The organism is Dysgonomonas sp. 511, from assembly GCF_010501105.1.
Taxonomy (GTDB): domain Bacteria; phylum Bacteroidota; class Bacteroidia; order Bacteroidales; family Dysgonomonadaceae; genus Dysgonomonas.
Map to the genome: position 1 here is coordinate 98,783 of NZ_QVMQ01000003.1, position 24,761 is coordinate 123,543.

Consider the following 24,761-nt stretch of genomic DNA (forward strand, 5'->3'; position numbering starts at 1 on the left):
CCTTAAAATTTTATACGAGAAATAAACAAATGATTAGCGCACTAAACCCTAATACAAAGAAAAAGAGATAAAAACCAAGGCTTCCGTTTTGCATCCTTTTAGCAGGCACAGACAGTACTTCCACCAGTTCGCCGGCACCTTTGAATACATTCTTGAGCAGTTCTTCTACAACCCGGTTGAAAAAGTTGGCTAAAGCATAGATTGGTTTTACAAACAATGTGTTATATATCTCGTCGATGTAGTATTTATTGTAAAGCACTTTCGAGAATCCGGTTATCTTATCATCCTCAGCAGGTACAGCAGATTTCTTCACATAGATATAATACGCCAACCCCAGACCGGCGAAAGCTATAATGGTAGAAATAGCCATCGTCAATGCCTGTTCGCCTATCGGCGGATGTTCGGCAAAGGCTATCTGCGGTAATACGGGTTCGAGATATCCGTTGAGCCAGCTAAAGCCAAATGGCATGCTGATAATCCCTCCGAAGAATGCAAGGAATGCAAGGATCATCAAAGGGATAGTCATTGATTTAGGCGACTCGTGCAAATGGTGCTTTTGTTCTTCCGTCCCCCTAAAATCTTTGAAGAAAGTAAGGAAAAGCGCACGGAACATATAGAAAGCTGTAAGCAACGACGCCAATAATGCTATAAACCAAAGTATTTTATTCTGTTCGAAAGCCACCATCATTATCTCGTCTTTGGATACAAACCCGGCTAAAGGCGGAATACCTGCTATGGAGAAAGTTGCCGTAATGAATGTAAAGAATGTAATTGCCATCACTTTTTTCAGGCCACCCATACGGCGCATATCCTGTTCGCCACCCATTGCATGTATCACCGAACCGGAGCCAAGGAACAGGCAGGCTTTGAAGAATGCGTGTGTAATAACGTGGAATACTGCCACATGATATGCTCCCAATCCTAGAGCTAGGAACATTAGCCCCAATTGCGAAACGGTAGAATAGGCCAGTACTTTCTTTATATCGGTCTGTGCAATAGCTATCGAAGCGGCAAACAAGGCCGTTACTGCTCCCACTATTGCCATCAGCATTTGAATATCGGGAGTGAGGTCGAACACAAAATTGAGGCGCGTAACCATAAAGATACCCGCAGTAACCATCGTAGCAGCATGTATCAACGCCGATACGGGTGTAGGGCCTGCCATTGCATCGGGCAACCATGTATAAAGCGGTATCTGCGCACTCTTACCCGTTGCACCGATAAACAACGCTAAAGTAGCCACCCCCAAGAGGGAAGATACTTCCGGATTTGAAGTACTCGAAACAGCTTCGCTAAGTGTAGCATAGTCTACTGTATTGAACAGATAGCCGAGTGTAAATATACCTACAAGAAACCCCAAGTCGCCGATACGGTTCATAATGAAAGCTTTCTTTGCGGCATTATTGTTTTTATGGTCGCGCGACCAAAATCCGATAAGCAGGTAAGAACACAATCCTACGCCTTCCCATCCGATGAACATTACCAGAAGGTTGCTTCCCGATACCAGTACAGTCATAAAAAATATAAACAGGTTGAGGTAAGAGAAGTAGCGGTCTATATTCCTGTCGTCCTTCATATACCCCATCGAATATATGTGTATCAGGGTACCGATTCCGGTTACGAACAGCAGCCAGATAAGCGACAGTTGGTCGAAGGAAAACGACATATCGGTGGTGAACTCACCCAAGGCTATCCACTGGAAGAAGTTGATTTCGACGACTTCGCCTGTAGAAAGCAGGCGGATGAAAAATATACATGTTACAACAAAGCTGATAAGGACAGCCGTTGTGCCTATTATACCCGTCATACAACGCCCGGTGGTTGTCTTGCCTACCAAAAGGTTGATAAGAAAACCCACGAACGGACTAAGCAGAAGTAATAATACTAATATTGTTTCCATCCGTATCTATCCTTTTAAGTTTTTTAGTTTGTCAATATCGGTTGTCCCTATATTGCGGAATACCGCTACCAGAATAGCCAACCCGACTGCTACCTCGGCAGCGGCTACAGCCATCGAGAAAATAACAAATACCTGTCCGCTGGTATCCTGATGATACACCGAAAACACCGTGAGCAGCATATTGGCAGCTGCCAACATGAGTTCGACCGACATCAGCATGACTATCGTACTGCGGCGGTACAGTATTCCTATCGCCCCCACTGTAAAGAGGAGAATGGAGAGGTAGATGTAGTTGTTTATCCCTACTTGTTCTAACATATTATCCAACATATCTTTATGCGTTTTTCTCTTTTTTCGAAATCAATACAGCGCCTATCATGGCGGCAAGCAACAATATGGCGGCAAACTCGAAGGGTACGAGGTATTCTTCGAGCAATACTTGCCCGATCACACTCACCGACTGGAAATCGGCTCCTTCTGCCTTATAGCTTTCTATCACCGGTGTAGATTTCAGCATTGCAGCCAGAAGTACAAGCCCCATCAGGCATGCCGATACGGTAGCGGCAATGCGGCTCGCCACCTTCTTTTTCGGTTCGTGCTGCTCACTTAGGTTCATAAGCATCAGCGTGAAAAGCAACAACACGATAATAGCCCCGGCATAAACCACAATATTGATTACTGCCAGAAACAAAGCGTTGAGCATCAGGTAGTGCCCCGAAATGGAAAAGAAGCAGATAATCATATACACGGCACTATGTATGGGATTCTTCGACAATACAGTCAGAAGTCCCGTGCCTAATGTTATAGCTGCCAGAATGTAAAAAATTATTGTAATCATATTTCGGTTACGAGTTACGAGTTACAAGTTACAAGCGATTCATAACTTATAATTCATAATTTATAATTATTTAATCGTATTTTCTTGCCTTAGCGTCTTCTACGGAAATTACAAGTTTGTCTTTTCCATAGATAAAATCTTCCCTTTCCAGTTTCGGCTTTACCAACAGTTTCGATTTGGTGAGGAAAATAGCTTCTTTCGGACAGGCATCTTCGCACAATCCGCAAAAAATGCAGCGCAACATGTTTATTTCGTAAACAGCCGCATATTTCTCTTCGCGGTAAAGATGTTCTTCTCCTTTTTTGCGTTCGGCGGCAACCATCGTAATAGCCTCGGCCGGACATGCCAGTGCGCACAACCCGCAGGCAGTACAACGCTCCCGTCCCTCTTCGTCGCGCATCAGTACGTGCTGCCCACGATATACGGGGCTGAACTCGCGCTTTTGTTCAGGATATTGTACTGTATTCTTTTGGGCGAAGAAGTGTTTTATTGTAATACCCAGACCTTTTATGATAGCAGGCAGGTAGATACGTTCGGCAAAGGTCATTTTTTTATCAGAAACCTCTACTTTCTTGCCCGACAACGATATATTTTTTATATCCATTAGATTTACTTATTTGAATATCAGCGTAAAAATACCAACAAGGAATATGTTTGCTATAGCCAGCGGCAACAGTATCTTCCATCCGAGGTTCATCAGCTGGTCGTACCTGAATCTTGGTATTGTCCAGCGCACCCACATATAGAAGAATATAAAGAATGCAGTTTTGCCAAGCATCGCCAACACTCCTATACCGCTCGCAATGTTCATTCCCCAGTTTTCGCGTACCCAGTCGATAAACGGATAGTTGTACCCGCCAAAGAAAAGCACCGAAATAAATGCCGATGAGAAAAACATACTTGCATATTCCGAAAACATGAAGAATCCCATTCCCAGTGAAGAGTATTCTGTATGATGGCCGTTAACCAGCTCCGACTCACACTCGGCAAGGTCGAACGGCGTACGGTTGCATTCGGCAAACGAACAGACAAGGAAAATAAGGAAAGTCAACGGCTGATAGATCACATTCCATTGCATACCGTGCCATCCGCCTTGTTGTTCCGATATGTCTACCAGGCTAAGCGAGCCTGTCATCATTATCAGGGCGATGAGCGAAAGCCCCATAGCTACTTCGTAGGATATCATTTGCGCACCTGCACGGATACCTCCTATGAGCGAGTATTTGTTGTTCGATGCCCATCCTCCTATTATTATGCCATATACACTGGTGGAAAGCACAGCTACTATATAGAGTATGCCTACGTTTACATCGGCTATATATGGTTTTACTATATACGATTCGAGCAAGCCGGGAATGGAAATAATAAATTCTTCTCCCCACGGGATGAGAGCCACACCCAATAGTGAGACTATCATAGCGATAGCCGGGCCGCAAATAAACAATATCTTGTTGGGGGTATTGGGCATAAACTCTTCTTTAGCGAAAAGCTTTGTTCCGTCGCAAATAGGTTGCAACAGCCCGAATATTCCGGCGCGGTTTGGCCCATACCTGTCTTGCAGGAAACCCGCTACTTTTCGTTCGGCATAGGTGGAATACAAGGCAAAAAGCATTGTGACGGCAAATACCAGAACGATTAAAATAAGTTTTTCAATAATAATTGCAACTTCCATATTTTTTTAATAGTTACGGGTTACGAGCTACGAGTTACAAGACAACTGACTCTTAAGACTCGTTTACTTGTAACTTGCAACTTGTAACTATTTTTTCGTTTTCTTTATAGCTTCCAACTCATTAGCATCGTAAGGCACATCCTCCATGCTTATCTTTTTACGGTCTTCTTCCCTACCCTCCAATATAAATTCGTCGGTATCTATTTTCACCTTGCTTTGCGGGATAGTATAATTGTTGACATTGTTTACTGAGTATTTCTGGAACTGGCGAGGCCCTTCTATCGTCCAGTCGTCTACATTCTTGTGTTCGAAGCGGCATTCATTGCAGATAAAGTCTTCGGCTTCGTGCCACTGGTCTTTGCGTACTGTTACACGCAATACGCTATCGCCAAACATCCACAGGGTAACTTTTCCCGAACACTTGGTACAGTGGCGATGTGCATCGAATTTCTTGGTAAACCATACACGCGACTTGAAACGGAATGTCTTGTCCGTCAGTGCACCTACAGGACAAACGTCTATTACATTACCCGAAAAATCGTTATCTATCGCCCTTTCGATATGTGTAGAAATCTGCGCATGGTCGCCCCTGCCCAACACTCCATGCACGCGTTCGGGCGTCAGCTGGTCGGCCAGCCTAACGCAACGGTAGCAAAGGATACAGCGGTTCATATGCAACTGTATATACGGGCCTATGTCTTCGGGCTCGAAAGTCCTTTTCTTTTCTACGAAACGCGACTTAAAGTTTCCATTATTGAATGCCAAATCCTGCAGGTCGCATTCGCCTGCCTGATCGCAAACAGGGCAATCGAGCGGGTGATTGATAAGCAGAAACTCAGAAATGGCATTACGGGCTGTAACTGCACGTTCGGATGTGGCACTTTTCACCTCCATTCCTTCCTGAACGGCTGTAACACAAGATGGTTGCAGCTTAGGCATCGGGCGAGGGTCGCGTTCGCTACCTTTGGTTACTTCCACCAGGCAACAACGGCATTTACCTCCGGTTTGTTGCAGCTTGGAGTAATAGCACATAGCAGGAGGAACACATTCGCCGCCAATCATACGGGCAGCTTGCAGGACTGTAGTCCCCGGCTCTACATCTATGGTTTGTCCGTCTATTGTAATTTTCATATTTCAGTTACATGTTACGAGTTACAAGTTACAGGTCAGATACAAGTTGACAAGCAGACTAGTAAACGAGTTAAATGTATTTTATCTTTATCTTCATTTGCTAATTATACTAATTCCCCAATTTACTCATTGTATCGGCACATTGGTATATCAGTACATTAAACCATTAGCCTAGCAGGTGTCTTACCTTTTCCATCGGTTCGTCGGCAAAGTGATCCCTGTTCTTCACCTTTTCGGGGAAGCGCACATGGTATTCAAACTCTTCGCGGAAATGGCGGATAGCAGCAGCTACCGGCCACGCGGCAGCATCGCCCAACGGACAGATGGTATTTCCTTCTATCTGGCTCTGTATGCTCCACAGGAGGTCTATATCTTCTTCGCGCCCCTGACCGTTCTCGATACGACGCAATATGTTGTCCATCCAGCCTGTTCCTTCGCGGCAAGGAGAGCATTGCCCACAGCTTTCGTGATGGAAGAAGCGTGCAAAGTTCCATGTATTGCGAACGATACATGCAGAATCGTTATATACAATGAATCCACCCGAGCCAAGTGACGAACCTGTAACAAAGCCTCCGTCGGACCACGATTCGTACGACATCAGGCGGTCTTCGCCATTTGCTGTTTTAAAAATATATTGAGGTGGCAGGATAGGCACGGATGCTCCACCCGGAATAATGGCTTTGAGTGGACGGTCGTCCATCATCCCGCCGCAATATTCATCAGAATGGAAAAATTCGTCTACAGTCAGTCCCATTTCTATCTCATAAACACCGGGATTCTTGATATGCCCGGATGCCGAGATAAGTTTAGTGCCTGTAGATTTACCGATTCCTATTTTGGCATATTCTTCGCCTCCGTTGTTTATTACCCATGCTACGTTGGATATAGATTCTACATTGTTGACAACGGTAGGTTCGCCCCACAACCCGCTTACGGCAGGGAACGGCGGTTTGATACGCGGATTTCCACGCTTGCCTTCAAGCGACTCTATAAGGGCGGTTTCTTCGCCGCAAACATATGCTCCTGCACCACAGTGTACATGGAGGTCGAGATCGAAGCCTGTGCCAAGTATGTTTTTGCCAAGCCATCCGTTTGCATAAGCTTCTTTTATGGCTTTTTCCAATATCTTGTATATCCACATATATTCGCCGCGGATATAGATATATGAGAGATTGGCTTCGAGGGCATAGCTGGATACGATAGCCCCTTCGATGAGAAGGTGCGGAAGATGATGCATCAGGTGACGGTCTTTAAATGTACCCGGTTCCGATTCATCGGCATTGACTACCAGATGACGGGGTTTTCCCGATTGCTTGTCTATAAAGCTCCATTTGAGCCCCATAGGGAAACCGGCTCCTCCACGTCCGCGAATACCCGAAGCTTTTACCTGTTCTATCACATCGTTGGGCGACATGGTTTTCAGGGCTTTCTCTACCGCAGCATATCCTCCGTTTTTGCGATAAACTTCGTATTCCTGTATTCCGGGAATATCTATTTTTTCGAATAATATCTTTTTGGCCATTTTTATTAGTTACGAGTTACAAGTTACGAGTTACAAGTCAGATACAGGTAGACAAGTAAACGGGTTATTTGCTAATTTGCTAATTAAAAAAACAGCATATTAGCTTACCGGCACATTATATCATTGACACTTTACCTTGTTTACAATCTTCTATCAGGGCGTCTATTTTCTCTTTGGTAAGATGTTCGTGATAGTTGTCGCCAAGCTGAAGCATAGGTCCATAACCGCAAGCTCCCAGACACTCAACACCTACCACGCTGAACATACCGTCGGGTGTAGTTTCACCTTCTTTTACGCCCAACTTCCGACATGTATATTCCATCAACTCTTCGCCCTTGCGCAATGCACAACATGATGTGCGGCAAAACTCGAACATATATTTAGCTACCGGTTTTGTATTGAGCATACTATAGAAAGTAGCCACTTCGTAAACTTCGATAGGTTTTACTTCGAGTATTTCGGCAACTTTGTCCATCAATTCCAGGCTGAGCCAGTTGTCGTGGGCATCCTGAACGGCATGAAGGACAGGCAGCATCGCCGATTTCTTTTTGTCGACGGGATAACGGCTCAACAGTTCGTTGATACGCGCCATCAAGGCGTCCGATAGGTTTATTATTTGTTTGTATTCTCTCATTTCAGTTAACACTCAATAGTTAGCAGTTAACAGTATATTAATTAAAACAATTTTTATAATCTTCTTAATTTGCTAATTTTCGAATTAGCAAATTAATTATGCATCCAATTCTCCTGCAATAACATTTATACTCGAAAGAGTAGCCAGTGCATCGGAAATAGTTTCTCCTTTTATCATTTCGCGGAATGCCTGATAATATATAAAGCATGGACGGCGGAAATGTACACGGTACGGAGCACGCGAACCATCGGTTATCATGTAAATGCCAAGTTCGCCGTTGGCAGCCTCTACTGAGTGGTAGACTTCGGCTACAGGAACAGGCACTTCTCCCATCACTATCTTGAAGTGGTCGATCAACGCTTCCATTTTTGTATATACTTCATCTTTAGGAGGGAGGTAATAATCAGGCACATCGGCGTGGTAAGAACCTTCGGGCATATTATCACGCGCCTGACGCATTATCTTGAGACTTTCTTTTATTTCGGCTGCACGTACACACCAGCGGTCGTAGGTATCGCCGGACTGGCCTACAGGCACTATAAAATCAAAGTCTTCGTACGAACTGTATGGTTGGGCTACGCGCACATCGTAATCGACACCTGTAGCACGGAGGTTAGGCCCTGTAAATCCGTAATTGACAGCCTGTTCGGCACTTATAGCACCTACCCCTATCAGGCGATCCATGAAGATACGGTTGCGCATGAGAAGCCTCTCGAGCTGATCCCATGCTTTAGGGAATCCTTCGAGAAATTCGTCTATCTTGCGCCATGCTGTTTCTGTAAAATCGCGTTCGAAGCCGCCTATGCGTCCCATATTGGTAGTCATACGCGCGCCACAAATTTCTTCGTATATTTCGTAAGCCAGTTCGCGATATTTCATTACATAGAGGAAGGGTGTGTATGCGCCCAAGTCGACTCCTAGTATGGAGTTACAGATAAGGTGGTCGGTAATACGTGCCATTTCCATGATGATGACCCGCATATATTGTGCGCGTTTAGGCACTTCTACACCGAGAGCCTTCTCTACTGCCATCCACCAAGCCATATTGTTGATCGGCGCAGAACAATAGTTAAGACGGTCGGTTAGCGTAGTTATCTGGTAGAAAGTGCGATGTTCCGCTATTTTTTCGAAAGCCCGGTGAATATATCCTACAGTGGTATCGGCATCGAGAATTATATCTCCGTCCATCAATAGGATATTTTGAAATACACCGTGTGTAGACGGGTGTGTAGGCCCGAAGTTAAGGACGCTCAACTCCCTGCCGTCTTTCTGGTCTTGCTCTCGTACTATCTTTGCAAAGGGGTGTTCCTGATTATTTAGCTGATCTATCATTTCCTTACTTTGCTTTTAGTTATTTGGTTCATAATTATGAGGTGTACGTCCAAAAAACCTGTCGTCTTTATCGGTACGTCCGGCATCTTCGAGTGGATGGTCTTTACGCATAGGGAAAGAAATCATACCCTCATCGTTTAAGATACGCTTGAGGTTAGGATGTCCGGCAAAGATGATTCCATAGAAATCGTAGGTTTCGCGCTCCATCCAGTTTGCCGACTGAAATATTCCGGTTACCGAATCGGTTTGAGGATTATTTCCGTCAAGAAATAGTTTTACCCTTACTCGTACGTTGTCTATCCAATTGTGCAGTAAATAGACTACTGCAAATTGCTCATTTTGGGGATTATCCGGATAATGTACGCCACACAGGTCGGTAAGAAAATTGAACCGTAGGGTTTCATCTTCTTTCATAAAGCGGATGATTTCTTTGCCCACCAACGGGTTTGCTTCGAAAGTCAGTATATCCTGTTCCATTCTGAAATTAAAGACATCAGAACCGAACTTTTCATTTATCTTATTTTCTATTGCAGTAGTTTCTAGTCCCATGTGTGGCTTAGTCTAGTTTATATGATTTCAAGAGTTCTTCATATCTTTCGGAACTCCGGCGATATATAGATTCGTGTTTTACAAGTTCCTGCAACTGCATAACCCCATCGAGAATTTGTTCGGGACGCGGCGGACAGCCCGGCACATACACGTCTACCGGTATTATCTTGTCGATACCCTGCAATACGGAGTATGTATCGAAGATACCTCCCGACGAGGCACAGGCTCCAACAGCGATCACCCATTTAGGTTCTGCCATTTGTTCGTAGACATGGCGGAGGATAGGCCCCATTTTTTTAGAGATAGTCCCCATCACCATTAACATATCGGCCTGACGTGGGGAGAAGCTGTTACGCTCGGCACCAAATCGCCCCATATCGTAGGTGGAAGCCATAGTTGCCATAAACTCGATACCACAACAAGAGGTGGCAAAGGGCAATGGCCATAAAGAGTTCGCACGTGCAAGCCCGATTACATAATCGAACTTAGTAGCGAAAAAACCTTCTCCCCTATATCCTTCGGGAGCCGGCACTACTTTTATATCTGATGATTTGCTCATAATCTTATTTCTCGTCTTTTATTTCTCCCAATCTAAAGCTCTTCGTTTAACCTCGTAAAGAAGGCCTACTATAATTATCGCTATAAAGATGCCCATTTTCCCAAATCCTTCCCACGAGAGTTCCTGAAAGTTTACTGCCCAAGGATACATAAAAACAATCTCTATATCGAAAAGAACAAATAATATAGCTACCAGAAAATAGCGAATATGGAACGGGCGGCGTGCATCCCCTATCGGATCAAGTCCGCATTCGAAATTGGCCATTTTCCGGGCATTTTTACGCTTGGGACCGATGAGGTTTGAAACAAAAACTATAGCAAAAACGAAAACTACAGAAAATGCAACCTGCATCAATATGGGTAGAAAGTCATATAGATTAGATGTCATAATGATATTTTTAACACACTTTGTTTTTACAGCATCAAAGATACTTGAATTATTATCAATAACGAACAAAAAATCTAACATATTTCGCTAAAACAATAATAAAAAGTATCTATAAGTCAGCATTTTCGCCGTTTTGCTTAGTGAAGTTTACAAATTCACATCAAAATGCTGTTTTTTCACCTAGTGCATATTTCAATTTTTAATATTAAAAAAAATACGTTTATTTTCATACTCTATTTTAACAAACCAAATAATGAAATAGTTGTCGATTCTTTTGTTATCATATATCATTTTTCATTTACACAAAAGGTCTTTGGTTGTAATTCTCCATCCATATAAAAAAAACACATATTTTAATTAACTGATAAGCAGCACCCTGCAAAATAATTTAAAAAAATATTGTGTCAACTATTGCAAGATTGAAATACTTGCCATATCTTTGCATCGCATTTGAGAGAAAATGCTACTAAAAAAATGGTGTGGTAGTTCAGTTGGTTAGAATACCTGCCTGTCACGCAGGGGGTCGCGGGTTCGAGTCCCGTCCATACCGCCAAGGAGCCTGTTAATCGATTGATTGACAGGCTTTTATTTTTTATTGTATTGCACTTGTGTTGCAAACCTGCATTTGTTCCATTCCTTTCCTGCTATTACGCAATACAGAAAAATATCCGCAAACTGGATAAATTTCACTAAATTTGCTCCCGATTCAATAATCATCGTATGCAAAACAAGTACCGTAAAATGTATAATGAGAATTTGTTGGGGACATCGGATGTTTCCATTCTTAAATTCTATTATGCCAGTTTTAAGTTACAATATAGCAAAGGTAAAATTACCGATGTAAGCCGCTTTTTGGATGATTGTGCAAAAATATCCGAAGATACAAACCTTATATTGAAACTGTCCGGTTTAATTCCTTTTTTCAACTTGTTCTTTGGAACAGGAAGAGAACAGAAGCATATTGCTGAAATAATCAGAACTAAACGTGAAGAGGTTGAAAAACTATTCATGCAAGATGATATTTCTGATGAGACTATAAAGTCTTTGTTATATGGCATATCACCTCTTACACACGCTGGTAGTTTAACAGAAGAAGATGTCCTGCAATTAATTAAAGAGAAAATCCTTAAATGCTATTCTATTAAGGGTAAGAAGCAGTTGGGCGACCGGATTTTCGGCTATCTGCTGGCTTCGGAGCTACTTCCAGCATATACGCCTGATGAACGTTTGGAGGCATGGCATAAGCTGGTCGGTACGGATATCGCTCCCTCGGATACCAAACTACACGCAACTCCCTACCTGAACCGGAGCAATGTCGATACACGGACACTACTCAAACATCTGGACTCTATCCGCGAGTTTTACAGTGAAATCGGTTTGATGAAAACCGTTCTTATTATCCAAAAAGATATGGATAAACTGTCCGGAAAATCCTGATTTTCGCCCCTCGTACCGATTTATTTCCCCTTGTTTTACTCTCTGCCATAACAGGCTGACTTGTCCCATTCTGTGAAGCCTTGTCCCGTATTGTCCCGGAGACGCAAGTTGCTTATTCCCAGAGAAATTACATTATATATTTGTCTTTCGAAATTTCTAAAATTATTAGTAAAATGAGAAAGACATTCAAGAAATTCTGGTTAAAATCAGAAAATGAGGAAGCTGTTGAGAACAGCATTCCTGAAGAACAAGCGTCGTCTGTTGACAAGGCGATGAGTAACCTAATCAAGATGAAAGAGGCTACCAAACTTCTAAAAGCCTCTGCGCCCACCGTCCGTAAATACGCCCGGCTCGGTTATTACAAAGAATACCGTTTTGGGGAGAAGCTCGTCTTCTATGATAAAGAGGAGATTTTAAACTTTATCCTAAATAGATGTAGAACGACAGAAGAATCTTGATCCCGATGAAAGAGAAAACAGATTCTTCTGTCCGTCAATCCAAAAATGAGCGGATTGAGGCATACTTGCAGGAGAAATACGATTTCCGTTTTAATGTGATAAAATCCAAACCGGAGTATCACACAAAGAATGACAATAATCCGTTTCAGCCTGTTACCAAGTTTGCCCTCAATTCTTTCAAACGACGGATTGATACAGAGCTGGGCATTTCTACATCGGCAGACAATATTCGAACTATCCTCGAAAGCGACTTTTCGCCAAAGGTGCATCCGGTTAAAGACTATTTCCGGCAATTGCTACGTATAGAGCCTGCCATAAACCAATATATCCTCCAATTAGCGCAGACTGTAACCACCGCCAATCCTGAAAAATGGAACGAATACCTCACAAAATGGTTAGTGGGCGTGGGTGCCAATGCTCTGGAAGATGTGGGCTGTCAGAACCATACTTGTTTGGTATTGACTGGAGAACAGGGGCGGTTTAAGACAACATGGTTAGACCATCTTTGTCCGCAGTCGCTAAAGAGCTATCTGTTTACCGGAAAGATAGATCCACAAAATAAAGATGTATTGACGATGATTGCCGAATACCTGTTTATCAATATCGATGACCAGTTAAAAGCCCTGAATAAGCGGGATGAAAACGAATTAAAGAATCTGATAACGACTCCGGCTGTTAAATATCGTCGTCCTTATGATGTGTATATTGAAGAATATCCACATTTAGCCAGCTTCATGGCATCGGTCAATGGTAATGATTTTCTGACTGATCCGACTGGCAGTCGTAGGTTCTTGCCGTTCGAGGTTATCAGTATCGACATCAAAACAGCGGAGCAAATCAATATGGATAATGTATTCTCCGAAGTGATGTGGCTTTTGGATAATGGCTATCGCTATTGGTTTGTCGAGGAAGAAATTACGGAGCTGCACAGGCTTAGCCAACAATTCCACGTACAGACTACCGAATATGAAATGCTACTGAAAGGATTCGAGAAGCCGGAAGCCGATGAAGAATGTTATATGACTACTTCGGAGGTATTAAGCTACTTGCAGGCATATACATTGGTAAAACTGTCCGAAAAGCGAATGGGCGAAGCTCTGCGTAAAGCTGAATTTGAACGGCTCTCCAAGCGATTGACGAAAGGAGCTAATCCGGTTCAATGCTACCGGATAAAGAAAATCAAGCCGAATCCATTCTTCGACCGTGATTTATAGAAATATAGATATGGATTATTCTTCTTACTACCTTACTACAATCATATATAATCCAGTGAAAGAAAAAGGATTAAGTCGTAGTAAGAAGCAAAAATCGCATCTTACTCTCATCCTACTACCTTACTACAGAGTAGTAGTTACTACAAAATATAATCATACTACATAAATATAATTGATTATCAGTTTAATACATAGATTCATTTGTGTAGTAAGTAAAACTGCTAAAAAATAAGAAAATGAAAAATTCAAATTATATAAGTATAAAGCAATACCTTGATAATAAAGGAATCTATCCGGTAAAAGACCGGGGATATTACGGAATGTATCTCTCCCCTCTGCGAAATGACAGTAATCCCAGTTTCAAAGTTGATTATGATAAAGATTTATGGTATGACTTCGGATCGAATGAAGGCGGTTCAATAGTTGACCTCGTGATGAAGTTGGAAAATTGTTCGCTGGCAGAAGCACTCCGACAATTGGAAAATTCTTTTTCCTTTCATCGGAATGACACTCTGCCTATTTCTCCTAAACTAGAAAGCCGAGAATCGGCACTAACCATTACGGATATAAAACCGCTCGCTCACCCTGCTTTGCTTGATTACCTGAAAGAACGGAATATAAATACCGACATCGCGAAACAATATTGTTCGGAAATCCATTATTCCATTGCGGACAAACCTTATTTCGCAGTCGGCTTTCGGAACGATGCCGGAGGATGGGAGCTTCGGAACAGATATTTCAAAGGAAGTACTACTCCAAAGAATATAACAACCATAAACAACGGTAACAATGCAGTTATGCTATTCGAGGGTTTCATAGACTATCTCTCTTATCTCTCATTAAAACAGAACGCTTCGCCAACAATTGACTCGGCAATATTGAACTCAATCTCCAATCTTCCGAAAGCGATTCCGTTTCTTCAAACCCATCAAACAATACACGCCTTTTTGGATAACGATGAAGCCGGAAAGCGGGCTGTTCAGAGTTTAAGCCCGGTATGTAAAGAAGTAATCGACCAGTCTATTTTCTATCGAAACCATAAAGACCTGAACGATTACTGGCGGGATAAATCCAACCTACAAAAACAGCCTGAAAAGGATAGAGTCACCGTCCAGATTAAGCGGCAAGTTCCAATGAAAAAGAAAGGGCGCAGCTTATAAGCTAACCTTTGTGCGAAGTGCATTGCAAGACGTCAGTTTGTTACCACAAACTGCGCTTGCCGCCTAAACCGCTTTCGCTGGCGGGGAACTGCAATCGCTTCGCTCTCGACAGTTTTTTGAACCAAATAATAAAAGAAAAGATGAAAAGTACTTATATAAAATTCCGATGTACAGAATCAGAGAAAGAGAGAATCGAGGGTCTGGCTGAAAGGTCGGGAGTAACCCTTTCCGAGTATTGCCGGCAACAATGTCTGACTGGCCGGATACTTGCCAGCCCAAAGCTAAGCCCGGAAGAGATTTCATACTTCCAGGAACTGAAAGAACATAATAATGCCATTGCCAGGCTCGCCAATCTTATAAGAAACAAAGACCCGCAATTAGTAATCGCTATTGCGGAATATCTGGAACAGTCCCGACAGTTGTATAACCGATTCTTTTAGGCGTATGATTGCGAAAGGAAAAGCGATAGCCCATGGAGGCAATGCGATTGATTACGCTTTGCGTGAGGGTAAACTTGATAAGATAGTTGGCAGAAATATGATTGAGAGTGATGCGCCTGCCGACATTTTCCGGGAGTTTGAAATGGTTAATCAGCATAACTACCGATGCAAAAACAAGTATATGCGCTATGAGATAGGTATATCTCCACAGGATATAGATAAGCTAAAGCCGGAGGATATGATTAAAATAGCTCGGATGTTTGCCAGTAAAATGGGATTACAGAATCATCAATGGATAGCCTGTACTCATAAAGACACCGGGAAACCGCATATCCACCTGATTGCAAACCGTATCGGAGTTGATAGCAAAGTGTTCGATACAACCTTTGTGAGCAACCGTTCGGCAAAGATTGCAGAAGAAATAAGCCGTGAAATGGGATTGACGATTGCCAAAGATGTTCAGAAACAAAAGGAACATCAGAAAGCTCATACAGACCCCGCACGGCAACAGACGAAAGAGAAGCTCCAGCGAATTGCTTATTATGAATTGTTTAAGAATACCTGTTTAGAGGGCTTTTTATATGGATTAAAGAAAGAGGGTGTCGACATCGAACCAGCGAAGAATAAACAGGGGAAGACCTATGGAATCCGATTCACTTACGAGGGGCAAACATTCAAAGCTTCGGAGATCGGACGGGAGTTCGGATTCCGATCGCTTGCGGGGAACTTTTCTTCTTCACTGGAAGAGAATCATTCGCAACAAGTTCAGCATGTCCATAACCAAGATACGAGTAATCAACAATCCTCTTTGGGAGTAACTTCCGGTATAGTTTCACTATTAGCCGACCTGTTTACTCCAAATGGACACAATCCCGAAGAAGACAATACATTGAAACATAAAAAGAAGAAAACCAAAAAACGATATTATGGACGACAACAATAGGAACTCTAAACGTAGAAATAAGTTTGCAGGGAAAGAGGATATTTCCCGAGAAACGGCAGATAGCATCCTATCTGCTCAAATTGACCGGCTTCGAGAAATATCCCGAACAAACGATGAAACGGCAAGCCAAGTCAGGGAGAGTGTAAATATCTTATATGAGAAGCAAATTTCAGTTGATACAGCAAAGTTCGAGCAACTGAATCGGCACTTCATTAATGAAATGGAGAACAAGCTTCGGAAAGTAAAACAACCATCCAAAGGCTTGAAGTGGTATATAGCAATGTGGGTTATAACGCTGGCATCAACATTTCTTGCCGGATATTTCATTCATGAATACAGGGAGTGGAAAGAGAAAGCTGTGTATTGGCATCAGCGGTATGAGGAGATTAAAGTTGAAAAATAAGAGAAAATATGGTTTTTCAAGCAAAAATATGGTTGATTTGCAGAGTTTTAGTATTTTTGCAGGCTGTAAATTTATTAGGATATTATTTTTGTATGTGTCCTTGATGCTTTTGAAGCAAAAATGTATGAACTATACACCTTTTGTAAAACTGTAATTGTTCAATAGTGCAATATTATGACAGAAAATTTGTTTATTAAGAATCTTTCAGAAGAAAAGAGAAATGGTTATGGGACACCAGAAACAGCAATAGATCAAGCGAATTCTTGTGATGCCTTATCAAGTGATATTTACACTGATGACAAACGCTTTATATATGAACTATTACAAAATGCTGATGATGCAAGTAGTCAAAGTGGGAAACTTGAATTTCAAATTGATTTTGTTCAAGATTACGTAATTATCTCACATAAAGGAGAACAATTTTCGGAAGTTGATATAAAATCTATCTGTAGTGTTGGAGACGGAAATAAGAAAGGAGATGAAAACAAAACTGGATTCAAAGGGATTGGTTTTAAATCCGTGTTTGCCTATTCAGAATTCGTAATTATTAAGTCAGGTAAATTCTGTTTTAAATTTGACAAACAAGAATGCAATAAATGGAATCAAATTTGGGGAGATGAAGATAATTGGAAAACAAGGCGGAAAGCTGAATTTAAAGACGATGACATCAAAATGCCTTGGCAGATCATTCCAATTTGCACTGAAATACCCACTGAATTAAAAGATTTATCCGTTCTCGCTCAAGACGAATATAAGGTATCTACAATAATACGGCACAATAAGATTGAAGATTTAAAAAAATCACTAATAGATCTTTTTTCAGAAAGTCAGATTGTCTTATTTTTACGTAGCAAAGAAATACAAATTACAATTAATACTGATCAAACCATAGTGCTTGAAAAGTTGGTTATTGGCAACACAACTCATTTGAAACGTAATAACGAAACTATAAGCGAATGGTTAATTGAAACAACACAATTTGATGTCCCTCAAGAGGTTCAACATCAAATTAAGGACAACAATAGATATCCTCGTAAATTAAGGGAATCTAAAAAAACAGAAATGTCATTTGCTATTCAGTTGGAAAAAGGGAAGATAAAATCAACAGATAATGAAAAGCGTCTTCTATTTACCTATTTGCCTACTTCTGTAAATCTAAATCTACCATTTCTAATCAATGCTAATTTCTTAACAGATGCAGGAAGGCAAAATATACATAAAGATTTGGAGTGGAATCAGTGGATTTTTAAACAAATTCCATTGAAGTTCTTCAGTTGGATTGCGAAACTTGCTGAGAAAAACAGCAAATACAAGACACAAATATTCGCTATTATTCCACGAAAACTGACAGGTTATGATGACTTGGAGTCTAAGTTCAATGAAGGATATAGTGATGCTATTAATACAATTGCTTTTATTCCAAATCAATCTGGTAATTTGCTCAAAATATCAGAGGCTTTACTTGATGATACAAATATTTCCAATTTTATCAACAAGCAAATTCTTGCAAAATACGTTAACAGAGAGAGAGAGAAACAATTTTCAAATTCTTCTTTTATTCCTGTAAATGGGAAATATGTATTGAAGGAATTAGGTGTAGAAATATTCAGAGTAGATGATTTAGAGAACTTCTTTATTTCTGATATTTTTTCAACTGAACATCAATTATCTGAAAATTTCAACCTGATTTCTTTTCTCTTTGAGCAGGCGAATAGAAACAGAAAAAGTAATGAAGATAATGATTGGAATTTTCGCTTAAAACATATTCCGTTTATTTTTGACGAGAAAGAAGTTTTACAAAAACCGGAGCATATATACTTCCCATCTGCAAATTTTTCTGAAGATTTTGAAGAAGATATATGCATTGTTCACGAAAAAATAGTAGAAGAAATAAATAGAAACAAACAGATTAAAAGTTGGGTTGAAAGTTTAGGGGTAAAAGAACCCACCGATGTAAGTTTTATAGAAAAAAGCATTATTGGAGATAGTGATTTTATTACGAAAGAGAATGCTATAAAAATTGGCAGATATACATTTAATGCCTATAAAAAGGGGCTTCTTTTAGAAAAGCACTTTTTTGATTTAAAAAATTGTGCTGTTTTAACAAAAAAAGGATCTTTACTAAAAGCTCAAGATTGTTTTTTGTCCGATTTTTACGAACCTGAATTAAAATTAGAGAGAGTATGTGATACTGATTTTTTTGTCTCTGACGACTATTTTGCTGATGGAGATATGAAAAGCGAATGGAAAACATTCTTCCTAAAAATGGGAATCGTTGATGATATCAAGAGCACAAATCTGACCATTAGCATTTCCGGAGAGTCTGATAAGAAAAAAGCAAATCGTTTTGATAATATTTTTATCGAAAAGGTAAAAAAAGCAAGCGAAAAATATTCTTGGGTTTCTTATGATGGTTGGACTACTGATAATAGAGGTTATAGTTTTTATGCAACTGAAATATATTGTGGCGATCAATTACCTTTTTTACAGTATACGTCAGATTATCAATTTTCAAAGATGTATTTTGAAAAAGTTTTCGCAAACATTAGTCCTTCTAACATAGATGTAGATAAGGATGTTTCTGTATATGGATATACGGGATTCTATGGTAGATCTATATCCTCAAATCAGTTAAACAAACAAGATTCTCCAACCAATTACTTCAAATGGGTCATAGAGAATATTAATATTTTCCCAAGCGTTCAAGGTCATTGCCTAAAAGCTGTGGATGTTTTTAACAATAACATACATAATATTAAAGAAATTGCAGGAAGATATCTTCCTGTACTTGATTATGATGGAATTGTATCTCCGGAATGGTTAGGCCTATTAGGTTTCAAAAAGCAAATTGAGATTCAGGATTATTTAGATATCCTTACTAAAATATCACAAGAAAACAACATCGAAGAACAACAGAAAAACAAAAAACGCGCCACTCTTATCTATCAATGTATAGGTGAATTATTACCTAATCTACACGCTATTGATATTGAAAAGATTAAGAATTGGAGCAGAAGCAATAGATTATTAGCGAAAGATGGCAAATTCTATTTTTCAAAGGATTTATCATTGGTTACAGTTGATGGATTTAATGCAAATAATCTAATATATACAGACCTAAAAGCCACAGATTGCATTATCGACCTTTTTCGCTTATGGGGAGTGAATGTCATCAATAAGGTCGATCCAAAGTTTTCAAGTGCTATCATCAAACAAGACAACTTAAAAACACAACTTTATCACATAGCTCCTTTACTTGCATTAGTGGCTGTCGAAAAATCTAAGAGCAAAAAGGAATGGGAAAACGAGTATAACAGAATTACTCAAAAACTTTCTGAAATATCATTTTATGAGACAACTGAGATTTGGCTCTCATATGGAGATGAAAATGACCTACAACAAAAAAGCACCTATTCTGACGGGAATAATTTTTACTATGTTGGGAATTGGTACAAGCCACGTGTATTAGATGGATTAGTGGAGCCTCTTTGCAAATTTCTAAAAATTCAATACGCAGAACGCATTCTAACCGTTTTACTTTCTGACTATTTTTCAGAAGGTCTTGATTACTTGGAGGAAAAAGGTTTTGATGTTTCTCTAATTCCTGAAAATCTAAAAAATCCTCCAATAGAAGAACGGGTGCCAAATCAGACGATTCGAATTTATAATCAATCGGATGAAGACTTGGGAAGAAAAGGAGAGATGATTGTATTTGAAGAATTAAAACAAATTTACTCGAAGAAATACAATCAACCTATTAAAGATACGAAAAGTGGATTTACCATCGGTAGCAATATTGAAGTCATTTGGCGTAATAAAGATGAAAATACAAAAATAGATCATGACTTTAAAGTGATAGAAAATGGCAAAGAAATATACATAGAGAGTAAAGCGACATCCTATGGGAAAAATGTTGAAAAGGTAGCGCTATATATCTCCGGAAATGAGCTCAATCTAATGGAAACTGCCGAGAAATATTTAATTGCAAGAGTATATGATACTTTTGGAAATTCAAGTATTGAATTTGTTAAATTGCAATTAGATAATGTAACGGATTGAATTAAATTACTCCCCAATCTCCTTTTTGATAAAATCTTCCAGAACTCTCTTATCCGGCAACTGAACTAAATATTTAGAAACAAACAACTGGTTATCCATGCCGGAAGTGGCGTATTTCGCCAAAGCCTCGCCTTTGCTTCCGCAAAGGATAAGTCCGATAGGGGGATTATCGCCATCTGACATTTCATTGTCTTTATAATAATTCAGATAGACATTCATCTGCCCGGCATCGGCATGGTCGAACTTGCCGATTTTTAGATCAATCAAAATATGGCTTTTCAGAATGCGATGATAGAAAACCAAGTCGATGCGGTAGTGAGTGTTGTCAAATGTGATTCGTTTCTGGCGAGCTTCAAAACAGAACCCGGTACCAAGTTCTATCAGAAATTTCTGTAAATGGTCTAAAATAGCTTGTTCCAATTCTGATTCGCTATATTCTGATCGTTCTTCCAATCCAAGAAATTCCAAGAAGTACGGATCACGAATAACATCTATACTTTGAGCCGGTTTCTGATTCTTGAATTTACTAATGATAGCTGCTTTGTTTTTAGACAAACCGGTTCGAACGTATAAAGCTGTATTGATAGCGCGTTCCAGCTCTCTGACATTCCAATTATTTTTTATTGTTTCAACCTCATAGAATAGGCGTTCAAGAGGATCATCAAACCTAATCAGTTCTATAAAATGGGTAAAACTTAATTGAGACAGAAGCGTTTCGGGAGAAATTGGATACTCATCTTGTAATTCGGCGGTCATTGACCCCCGAATTGGAATTGGCAAGCGTTCTTGTAATTCGGGGGTTATTGAACCCCGAATTTGAGGATATGTATTATAAAATGCACGACAAGAACGTAAGGATCTGGCATCCAATCCTTTTATCCCTTTTGCTTTTATCTTCTTCGCCATTTCTTCGAGCAGACGAGTCCCATATTGCGCCCGGTCTTCCCCATTTTGTTCAAACTCAACAATATAACAGCCAACCAGCCAGTTCCGGATAGTTAGATTGAGATTAACTACTTTCTTGGCGTTTAATTGTAATTGACAATGTGTTTGATAAACATTATCAATTAGTTGGTCGAAATTTTGATGTTTTACTATCATTGAATTTTGAATTATAGTACAAAGGTAATGAATTCATGTGGATTACGATTGCTTATTCAGGCTGTTTCTCAATGCTTTCAATCTGTTCGCCGCTTGCATATTGTCTACCTTAATATATCGCATAAACGCTGCTGGACTTTTATGCCCAGATATTCGCATAAGTTCCTCAGCAGGAAAACCGGAGAGATACATATTGGTACAGAATGACCTCCGGCAAGTATGCGAAGATATCATTTCCCATTTCTCATGAACTTCTTTGACACGGAGATTCCCTTTTTTGCGAACAATCTCTACCTTTTGTTTTAGTTTGGCTTTCTTACCAAGTTCTTTCAGGCGTTCGTTAAACTTATAGCTGGGTATTTTTGGCAGGTCATAATCATATTTTTCCAAAATCTCTGGCACATAGTCAATCATCGGAATAATAACCGCTTTGTGAACTTTACGTTGTTTTAGGTTGATAGTTTCGTTGGCAACATCAATATGTTCCGGACTAAGTGTGGATAGGTCACTGTATCGCAATCCAGTGAAACACCCTACGATAAATACATCCCGAATCTCTTCCAGTTCTTTGTCGTCCGAAAGACTGAGCTTATAAATCTTAGCAAGTTCATTCTCGTTTAAGTAAATAGCATCGGTTTCTTCTTCAACGACCTTGAAATAAGTAAGGTCAACTGCCGGAATAGTTCCTTTGGCTATTTGGTAATTAACGAACCCCTTTAATAGTCGGATAATCTTTCCAGCGGAGTTCGTCAGTAAGCCGATTGTTCCGTCCGGCTTCTCCGCCTTGTAGAAAAGGTAATCCATAAATTCATTATAGAATTTCAAATTAAGATTACGGAATGTAACAGGTTGTGATGAATGCTCCTTAAAATTGGTCAGATGCTTTTTTAGGGATTTGTAGTCTTTTATCTGGTCGGCAGAAACCTTGCCTTTTTTCTCTTCAATGTAAAGCTCCAATGTATCGAACATGTTTACCCGATTAGAGCGTTGTTCGTACTCTCGGTTCTTTTCCAGTTCAAGCAACACAAAATCCACAATAGGGTCTATGCCGTTGTCTTTAGCGTAGGTTAATATCTCACCCAGCTTCGATGTGATTTTTGTCAAAACAGAATCAATCTCTTCAAATTCGGGACAAGCACGTTTTATCCAACGCTTTTTATCATCCCAATGGTCGGGCTTGATATTATATCCGGTAGATATAAATGTACGCTTTGTGCGATTGTAATTGTAGCGCACATACAAAGGAGTCTTTCCGTCGCCGGAAACATAATTTGGTTTGATGTAGGGATAATATAAATTTGCCATACCGCTAAATTTATTGTGTTGCATTTGTGTTGCAAATCTATAAAAACTATTCGAATAAGCAAAAAATATTAGAAACCAAAATATGCATAATGCTGATATTCAGCAATTATTAGAAAGTATTGAAAACTATTAGAAAATAAATAGAGTCCCGTCCATACCGCATAAGCAAACGCTAATAGTCTACAAATGAGATTATTAGCGTTTTTGCATTTTGGTCTTGTCCCATCATTGTCCCGCAGTTAGGAAAACGGATCACCGTAAAAATTTGAGGGATTAAGAATTTAAGCATATAATTTAGTTAATCTGAATAAGAAAAATGCTTTATCCCTAACCCCTCTGAATTGCGATCAGAACGCCTCTGGCTCGTTTTTTTGGTAAATTTCATATTCTCCACATTCGGGTATATACTGGATATGTGTTCTATCTTTATACCTCGTAATTTCCGATATATCCTTATTTGCATTATCGCTGTAATAAACATTGTAGGTAGTACAGTCATTATATTCATCATATTTAGGACTCCCTACGATAATGAAAGTACATGTTCTTTCAGAATCAATAACCTTTATGTCCTTTTTTCCAAAAATAATTTTTACCTTAAAAGCTTCCCATTCTCCCCCAGATTCTCCGTATAAATAATACTTATAGTATTCCGTCTGCTCCCCATTGAATGAATTACTTTGTGGTTTTTGTTGCTCATTTCTTTCTTCTTTGTTATAAACATATTGAACGGCATCCATAAGAGCATCCTCAGTACTACGTGGATAAAATCGGATAGAAGAAAAACCCTTACCCAGACCAGAATCTCCAAAATCCTTTATCAAAACATCCCCAAAACCACAGAAATTAAACAAGTATAAAGCACCCACTAAAGAAGCAGCACTGACCTTGATAACCCACTTGTAATACTTTGGGTTAGACTTAACCATAATTTCATTGCCCAAAGCATAAGGGTCTGGCACAGAAATACGAGCAGGACTAATGACACGAGTCAAACCAATAAATATCCCCAAACCACTCAAAATAGCAGAAATCATCAAACTGACTACACAAGTGAAAGAAATATCCTGAATATCCCAAGCAGGAACAATACTATTGGAAAGGAAAAACCACAACCAATAAACCACACACAGAGCAGGCAAGACGCCAAAAAATAACAGATTGGAAATACCGCCATTAGACAAAGGAACAGAATGAAACCAAGCAACATCCCGCTCAACACCATTAGAAACCTCCTTCGAAGTATAAGTAACACCATCCTTAAAAGAATCTGCATAAACGTAAGCATCACGCTCACCAGACTTGGAATCACGCCTAACCTGCAACTTATCAAAGCACCAATCACCAAAAGAACCAAGATGACCAAAAACACACTTAACCACTTCGAAAACCTCGTCACTGCATTTTTCAGCAACCATCATTAAAATGAGAAGCACACACAAAACTAAACAAACTAAAAAAATTACTAAACCATCCATGATGTTTTTTATTTTATTGATTCAACAAATCCTTCTCAGAAAAAGTTAAGATGATCTTTTTATTGGGGTTTTCTACTACTACATCATTTTCTTTTTCCATAAATGTTGATTGAATTTAAAATCCGTAATGCATTTAGACAGTTTTTAGAGGAATAGATAAATGAAAAAACTTATTTTTTGTTGTATTTGTATATTGGCGATGATGGCTTGCGGCGAACGCAATTCCATTATGGGGCGTT

The 24,761-nt window shown here is 39.9% G+C and carries 23 protein-coding genes and 1 tRNA gene; 9 read left to right on the plus strand and 15 right to left on the minus strand.

Annotated elements, in window-relative coordinates; genetic code table 11:
* Positions 1-10 precede the first annotated feature (10 nt).
* From nuoL to D0T57_RS02295, 12 genes are all read right to left on the minus strand, one after another.
* Positions 11-1,900, minus strand: coding sequence for an NADH-quinone oxidoreductase subunit L (gene nuoL / locus D0T57_RS02240; protein ID WP_163270456.1), 1,890 nt, complete (start codon positions 1,898-1,900; stop codon positions 11-13).
* A gap of 6 nt (positions 1,901-1,906) precedes the next feature.
* Complete coding sequence (nuoK, locus tag D0T57_RS02245; RefSeq protein ID WP_163270457.1) at positions 1,907-2,230, minus strand: NADH-quinone oxidoreductase subunit NuoK; 324 nt, start codon at positions 2,228-2,230, stop codon at positions 1,907-1,909.
* Positions 2,231-2,234: 4 nt separating this feature from the next.
* Positions 2,235-2,738 carry an NADH-quinone oxidoreductase subunit J gene (locus tag D0T57_RS02250; protein WP_163270458.1) on the minus strand — a complete coding sequence of 168 codons (504 nt, stop codon included), beginning with the start codon at positions 2,736-2,738 and terminating at the stop codon, positions 2,235-2,237.
* A gap of 70 nt (positions 2,739-2,808) precedes the next feature.
* A complete protein-coding gene (locus tag D0T57_RS02255) occupies positions 2,809-3,342 on the minus strand; it encodes an NADH-quinone oxidoreductase subunit I (RefSeq protein ID WP_163270459.1) in 534 nt (177 codons plus the stop codon).
* 9 nt (positions 3,343-3,351) lie between these two features.
* Positions 3,352-4,410, minus strand: a complete 1,059-nt coding sequence (gene nuoH, locus D0T57_RS02260; RefSeq protein WP_163270461.1) for an NADH-quinone oxidoreductase subunit NuoH — start codon at positions 4,408-4,410, stop codon at positions 3,352-3,354.
* Between the two features lie 87 nt (positions 4,411-4,497).
* Positions 4,498-5,541 (minus strand): 2Fe-2S iron-sulfur cluster-binding protein, encoded by a 1,044-nt coding sequence (locus D0T57_RS02265; protein ID WP_163270463.1) that lies wholly within the window; start codon positions 5,539-5,541, stop codon positions 4,498-4,500.
* A 166-nt stretch (positions 5,542-5,707) separates the two neighbouring features.
* Complete coding sequence (gene nuoF, locus D0T57_RS02270) at positions 5,708-7,063, minus strand: NADH-quinone oxidoreductase subunit NuoF (RefSeq protein WP_163270465.1); 1,356 nt, start codon at positions 7,061-7,063, stop codon at positions 5,708-5,710.
* Positions 7,064-7,178: 115 nt separating this feature from the next.
* On the minus strand, positions 7,179-7,697 hold the full coding sequence (gene nuoE / locus D0T57_RS02275) for an NAD(P)H-dependent oxidoreductase subunit E (RefSeq protein WP_163270467.1): 519 nt from the start codon (positions 7,695-7,697) through the stop codon (positions 7,179-7,181).
* A gap of 96 nt (positions 7,698-7,793) precedes the next feature.
* Positions 7,794-9,029 carry an NADH dehydrogenase (quinone) subunit D gene (gene nuoD, locus D0T57_RS02280; protein WP_163270469.1) on the minus strand — a complete coding sequence of 412 codons (1,236 nt, stop codon included), beginning with the start codon at positions 9,027-9,029 and terminating at the stop codon, positions 7,794-7,796.
* A 15-nt stretch (positions 9,030-9,044) separates the two neighbouring features.
* The gene (locus tag D0T57_RS02285) at positions 9,045-9,578 is read right to left on the minus strand and encodes an NADH-quinone oxidoreductase subunit C (RefSeq protein ID WP_163270471.1); all 534 of its coding nucleotides are present in this window, start codon (positions 9,576-9,578) and stop codon (positions 9,045-9,047) included.
* Between the two features lie 7 nt (positions 9,579-9,585).
* On the minus strand, positions 9,586-10,137 hold the full coding sequence (locus D0T57_RS02290; RefSeq protein WP_163270473.1) for an NADH-quinone oxidoreductase subunit B: 552 nt from the start codon (positions 10,135-10,137) through the stop codon (positions 9,586-9,588).
* 18 nt (positions 10,138-10,155) lie between these two features.
* Complete coding sequence (locus tag D0T57_RS02295) at positions 10,156-10,524, minus strand: NADH-quinone oxidoreductase subunit A (RefSeq protein WP_163270475.1); 369 nt, start codon at positions 10,522-10,524, stop codon at positions 10,156-10,158.
* 476 nt (positions 10,525-11,000) lie between these two features.
* Between D0T57_RS02295 and D0T57_RS02300 the strand changes: the two genes are divergently transcribed.
* The 9 genes from D0T57_RS02300 (at position 11,001) to D0T57_RS02340 (ending at position 20,638) form a co-directional block, all read left to right on the plus strand.
* Positions 11,001-11,077: transfer RNA gene (locus tag D0T57_RS02300), tRNA-Asp, on the plus strand.
* A 188-nt stretch (positions 11,078-11,265) separates the two neighbouring features.
* A complete protein-coding gene (locus D0T57_RS02305) occupies positions 11,266-11,961 on the plus strand; it encodes a hypothetical protein (RefSeq protein ID WP_163270477.1) in 696 nt (231 codons plus the stop codon).
* A gap of 173 nt (positions 11,962-12,134) precedes the next feature.
* Positions 12,135-12,419, plus strand: a complete 285-nt coding sequence (locus D0T57_RS02310) for a hypothetical protein (protein WP_163270479.1) — start codon at positions 12,135-12,137, stop codon at positions 12,417-12,419.
* 5 nt (positions 12,420-12,424) lie between these two features.
* A complete protein-coding gene (locus D0T57_RS02315) occupies positions 12,425-13,633 on the plus strand; it encodes a VapE domain-containing protein (protein ID WP_163270481.1) in 1,209 nt (402 codons plus the stop codon).
* Between the two features lie 236 nt (positions 13,634-13,869).
* Entirely contained in the window at positions 13,870-14,793 is a 924-nt protein-coding gene (locus tag D0T57_RS02320) for a toprim domain-containing protein (RefSeq protein WP_255490461.1), read from the plus strand.
* Between the two features lie 140 nt (positions 14,794-14,933).
* Positions 14,934-15,233: a hypothetical protein gene (locus tag D0T57_RS02325; protein WP_163270483.1), complete on the plus strand. Its 300-nt coding sequence runs from the start codon at positions 14,934-14,936 to the stop codon at positions 15,231-15,233.
* A 4-nt stretch (positions 15,234-15,237) separates the two neighbouring features.
* Positions 15,238-16,176 (plus strand): relaxase/mobilization nuclease domain-containing protein, encoded by a 939-nt coding sequence (locus tag D0T57_RS02330; RefSeq protein WP_163270484.1) that lies wholly within the window; start codon positions 15,238-15,240, stop codon positions 16,174-16,176.
* Positions 16,160-16,579, plus strand: coding sequence for a hypothetical protein (locus tag D0T57_RS02335; protein WP_163270486.1), 420 nt, complete (start codon positions 16,160-16,162; stop codon positions 16,577-16,579). Before D0T57_RS02330 ends, D0T57_RS02335 begins: the two co-directional genes overlap by 17 nt.
* Before the next feature lie 174 nt (positions 16,580-16,753).
* Positions 16,754-20,638, plus strand: a complete 3,885-nt coding sequence (locus D0T57_RS02340) for a sacsin N-terminal ATP-binding-like domain-containing protein (protein WP_163270488.1) — start codon at positions 16,754-16,756, stop codon at positions 20,636-20,638.
* Between the two features lie 6 nt (positions 20,639-20,644).
* Here the strand turns inward: D0T57_RS02340 and D0T57_RS02345 are convergent, their stop codons facing one another.
* The 3 genes from D0T57_RS02345 to D0T57_RS15595 form a co-directional block, all read right to left on the minus strand.
* Positions 20,645-21,739, minus strand: coding sequence for a YhcG family protein (locus D0T57_RS02345; protein WP_163270490.1), 1,095 nt, complete (start codon positions 21,737-21,739; stop codon positions 20,645-20,647).
* A gap of 42 nt (positions 21,740-21,781) precedes the next feature.
* Complete coding sequence (locus D0T57_RS02350) at positions 21,782-23,068, minus strand: site-specific integrase (protein WP_163270492.1); 1,287 nt, start codon at positions 23,066-23,068, stop codon at positions 21,782-21,784.
* Between the two features lie 323 nt (positions 23,069-23,391).
* Entirely contained in the window at positions 23,392-24,522 is a 1,131-nt protein-coding gene (locus tag D0T57_RS15595; RefSeq protein ID WP_185154613.1) for a hypothetical protein, read from the minus strand.
* Between the last annotated feature and the right edge of the window lie 239 nt (positions 24,523-24,761).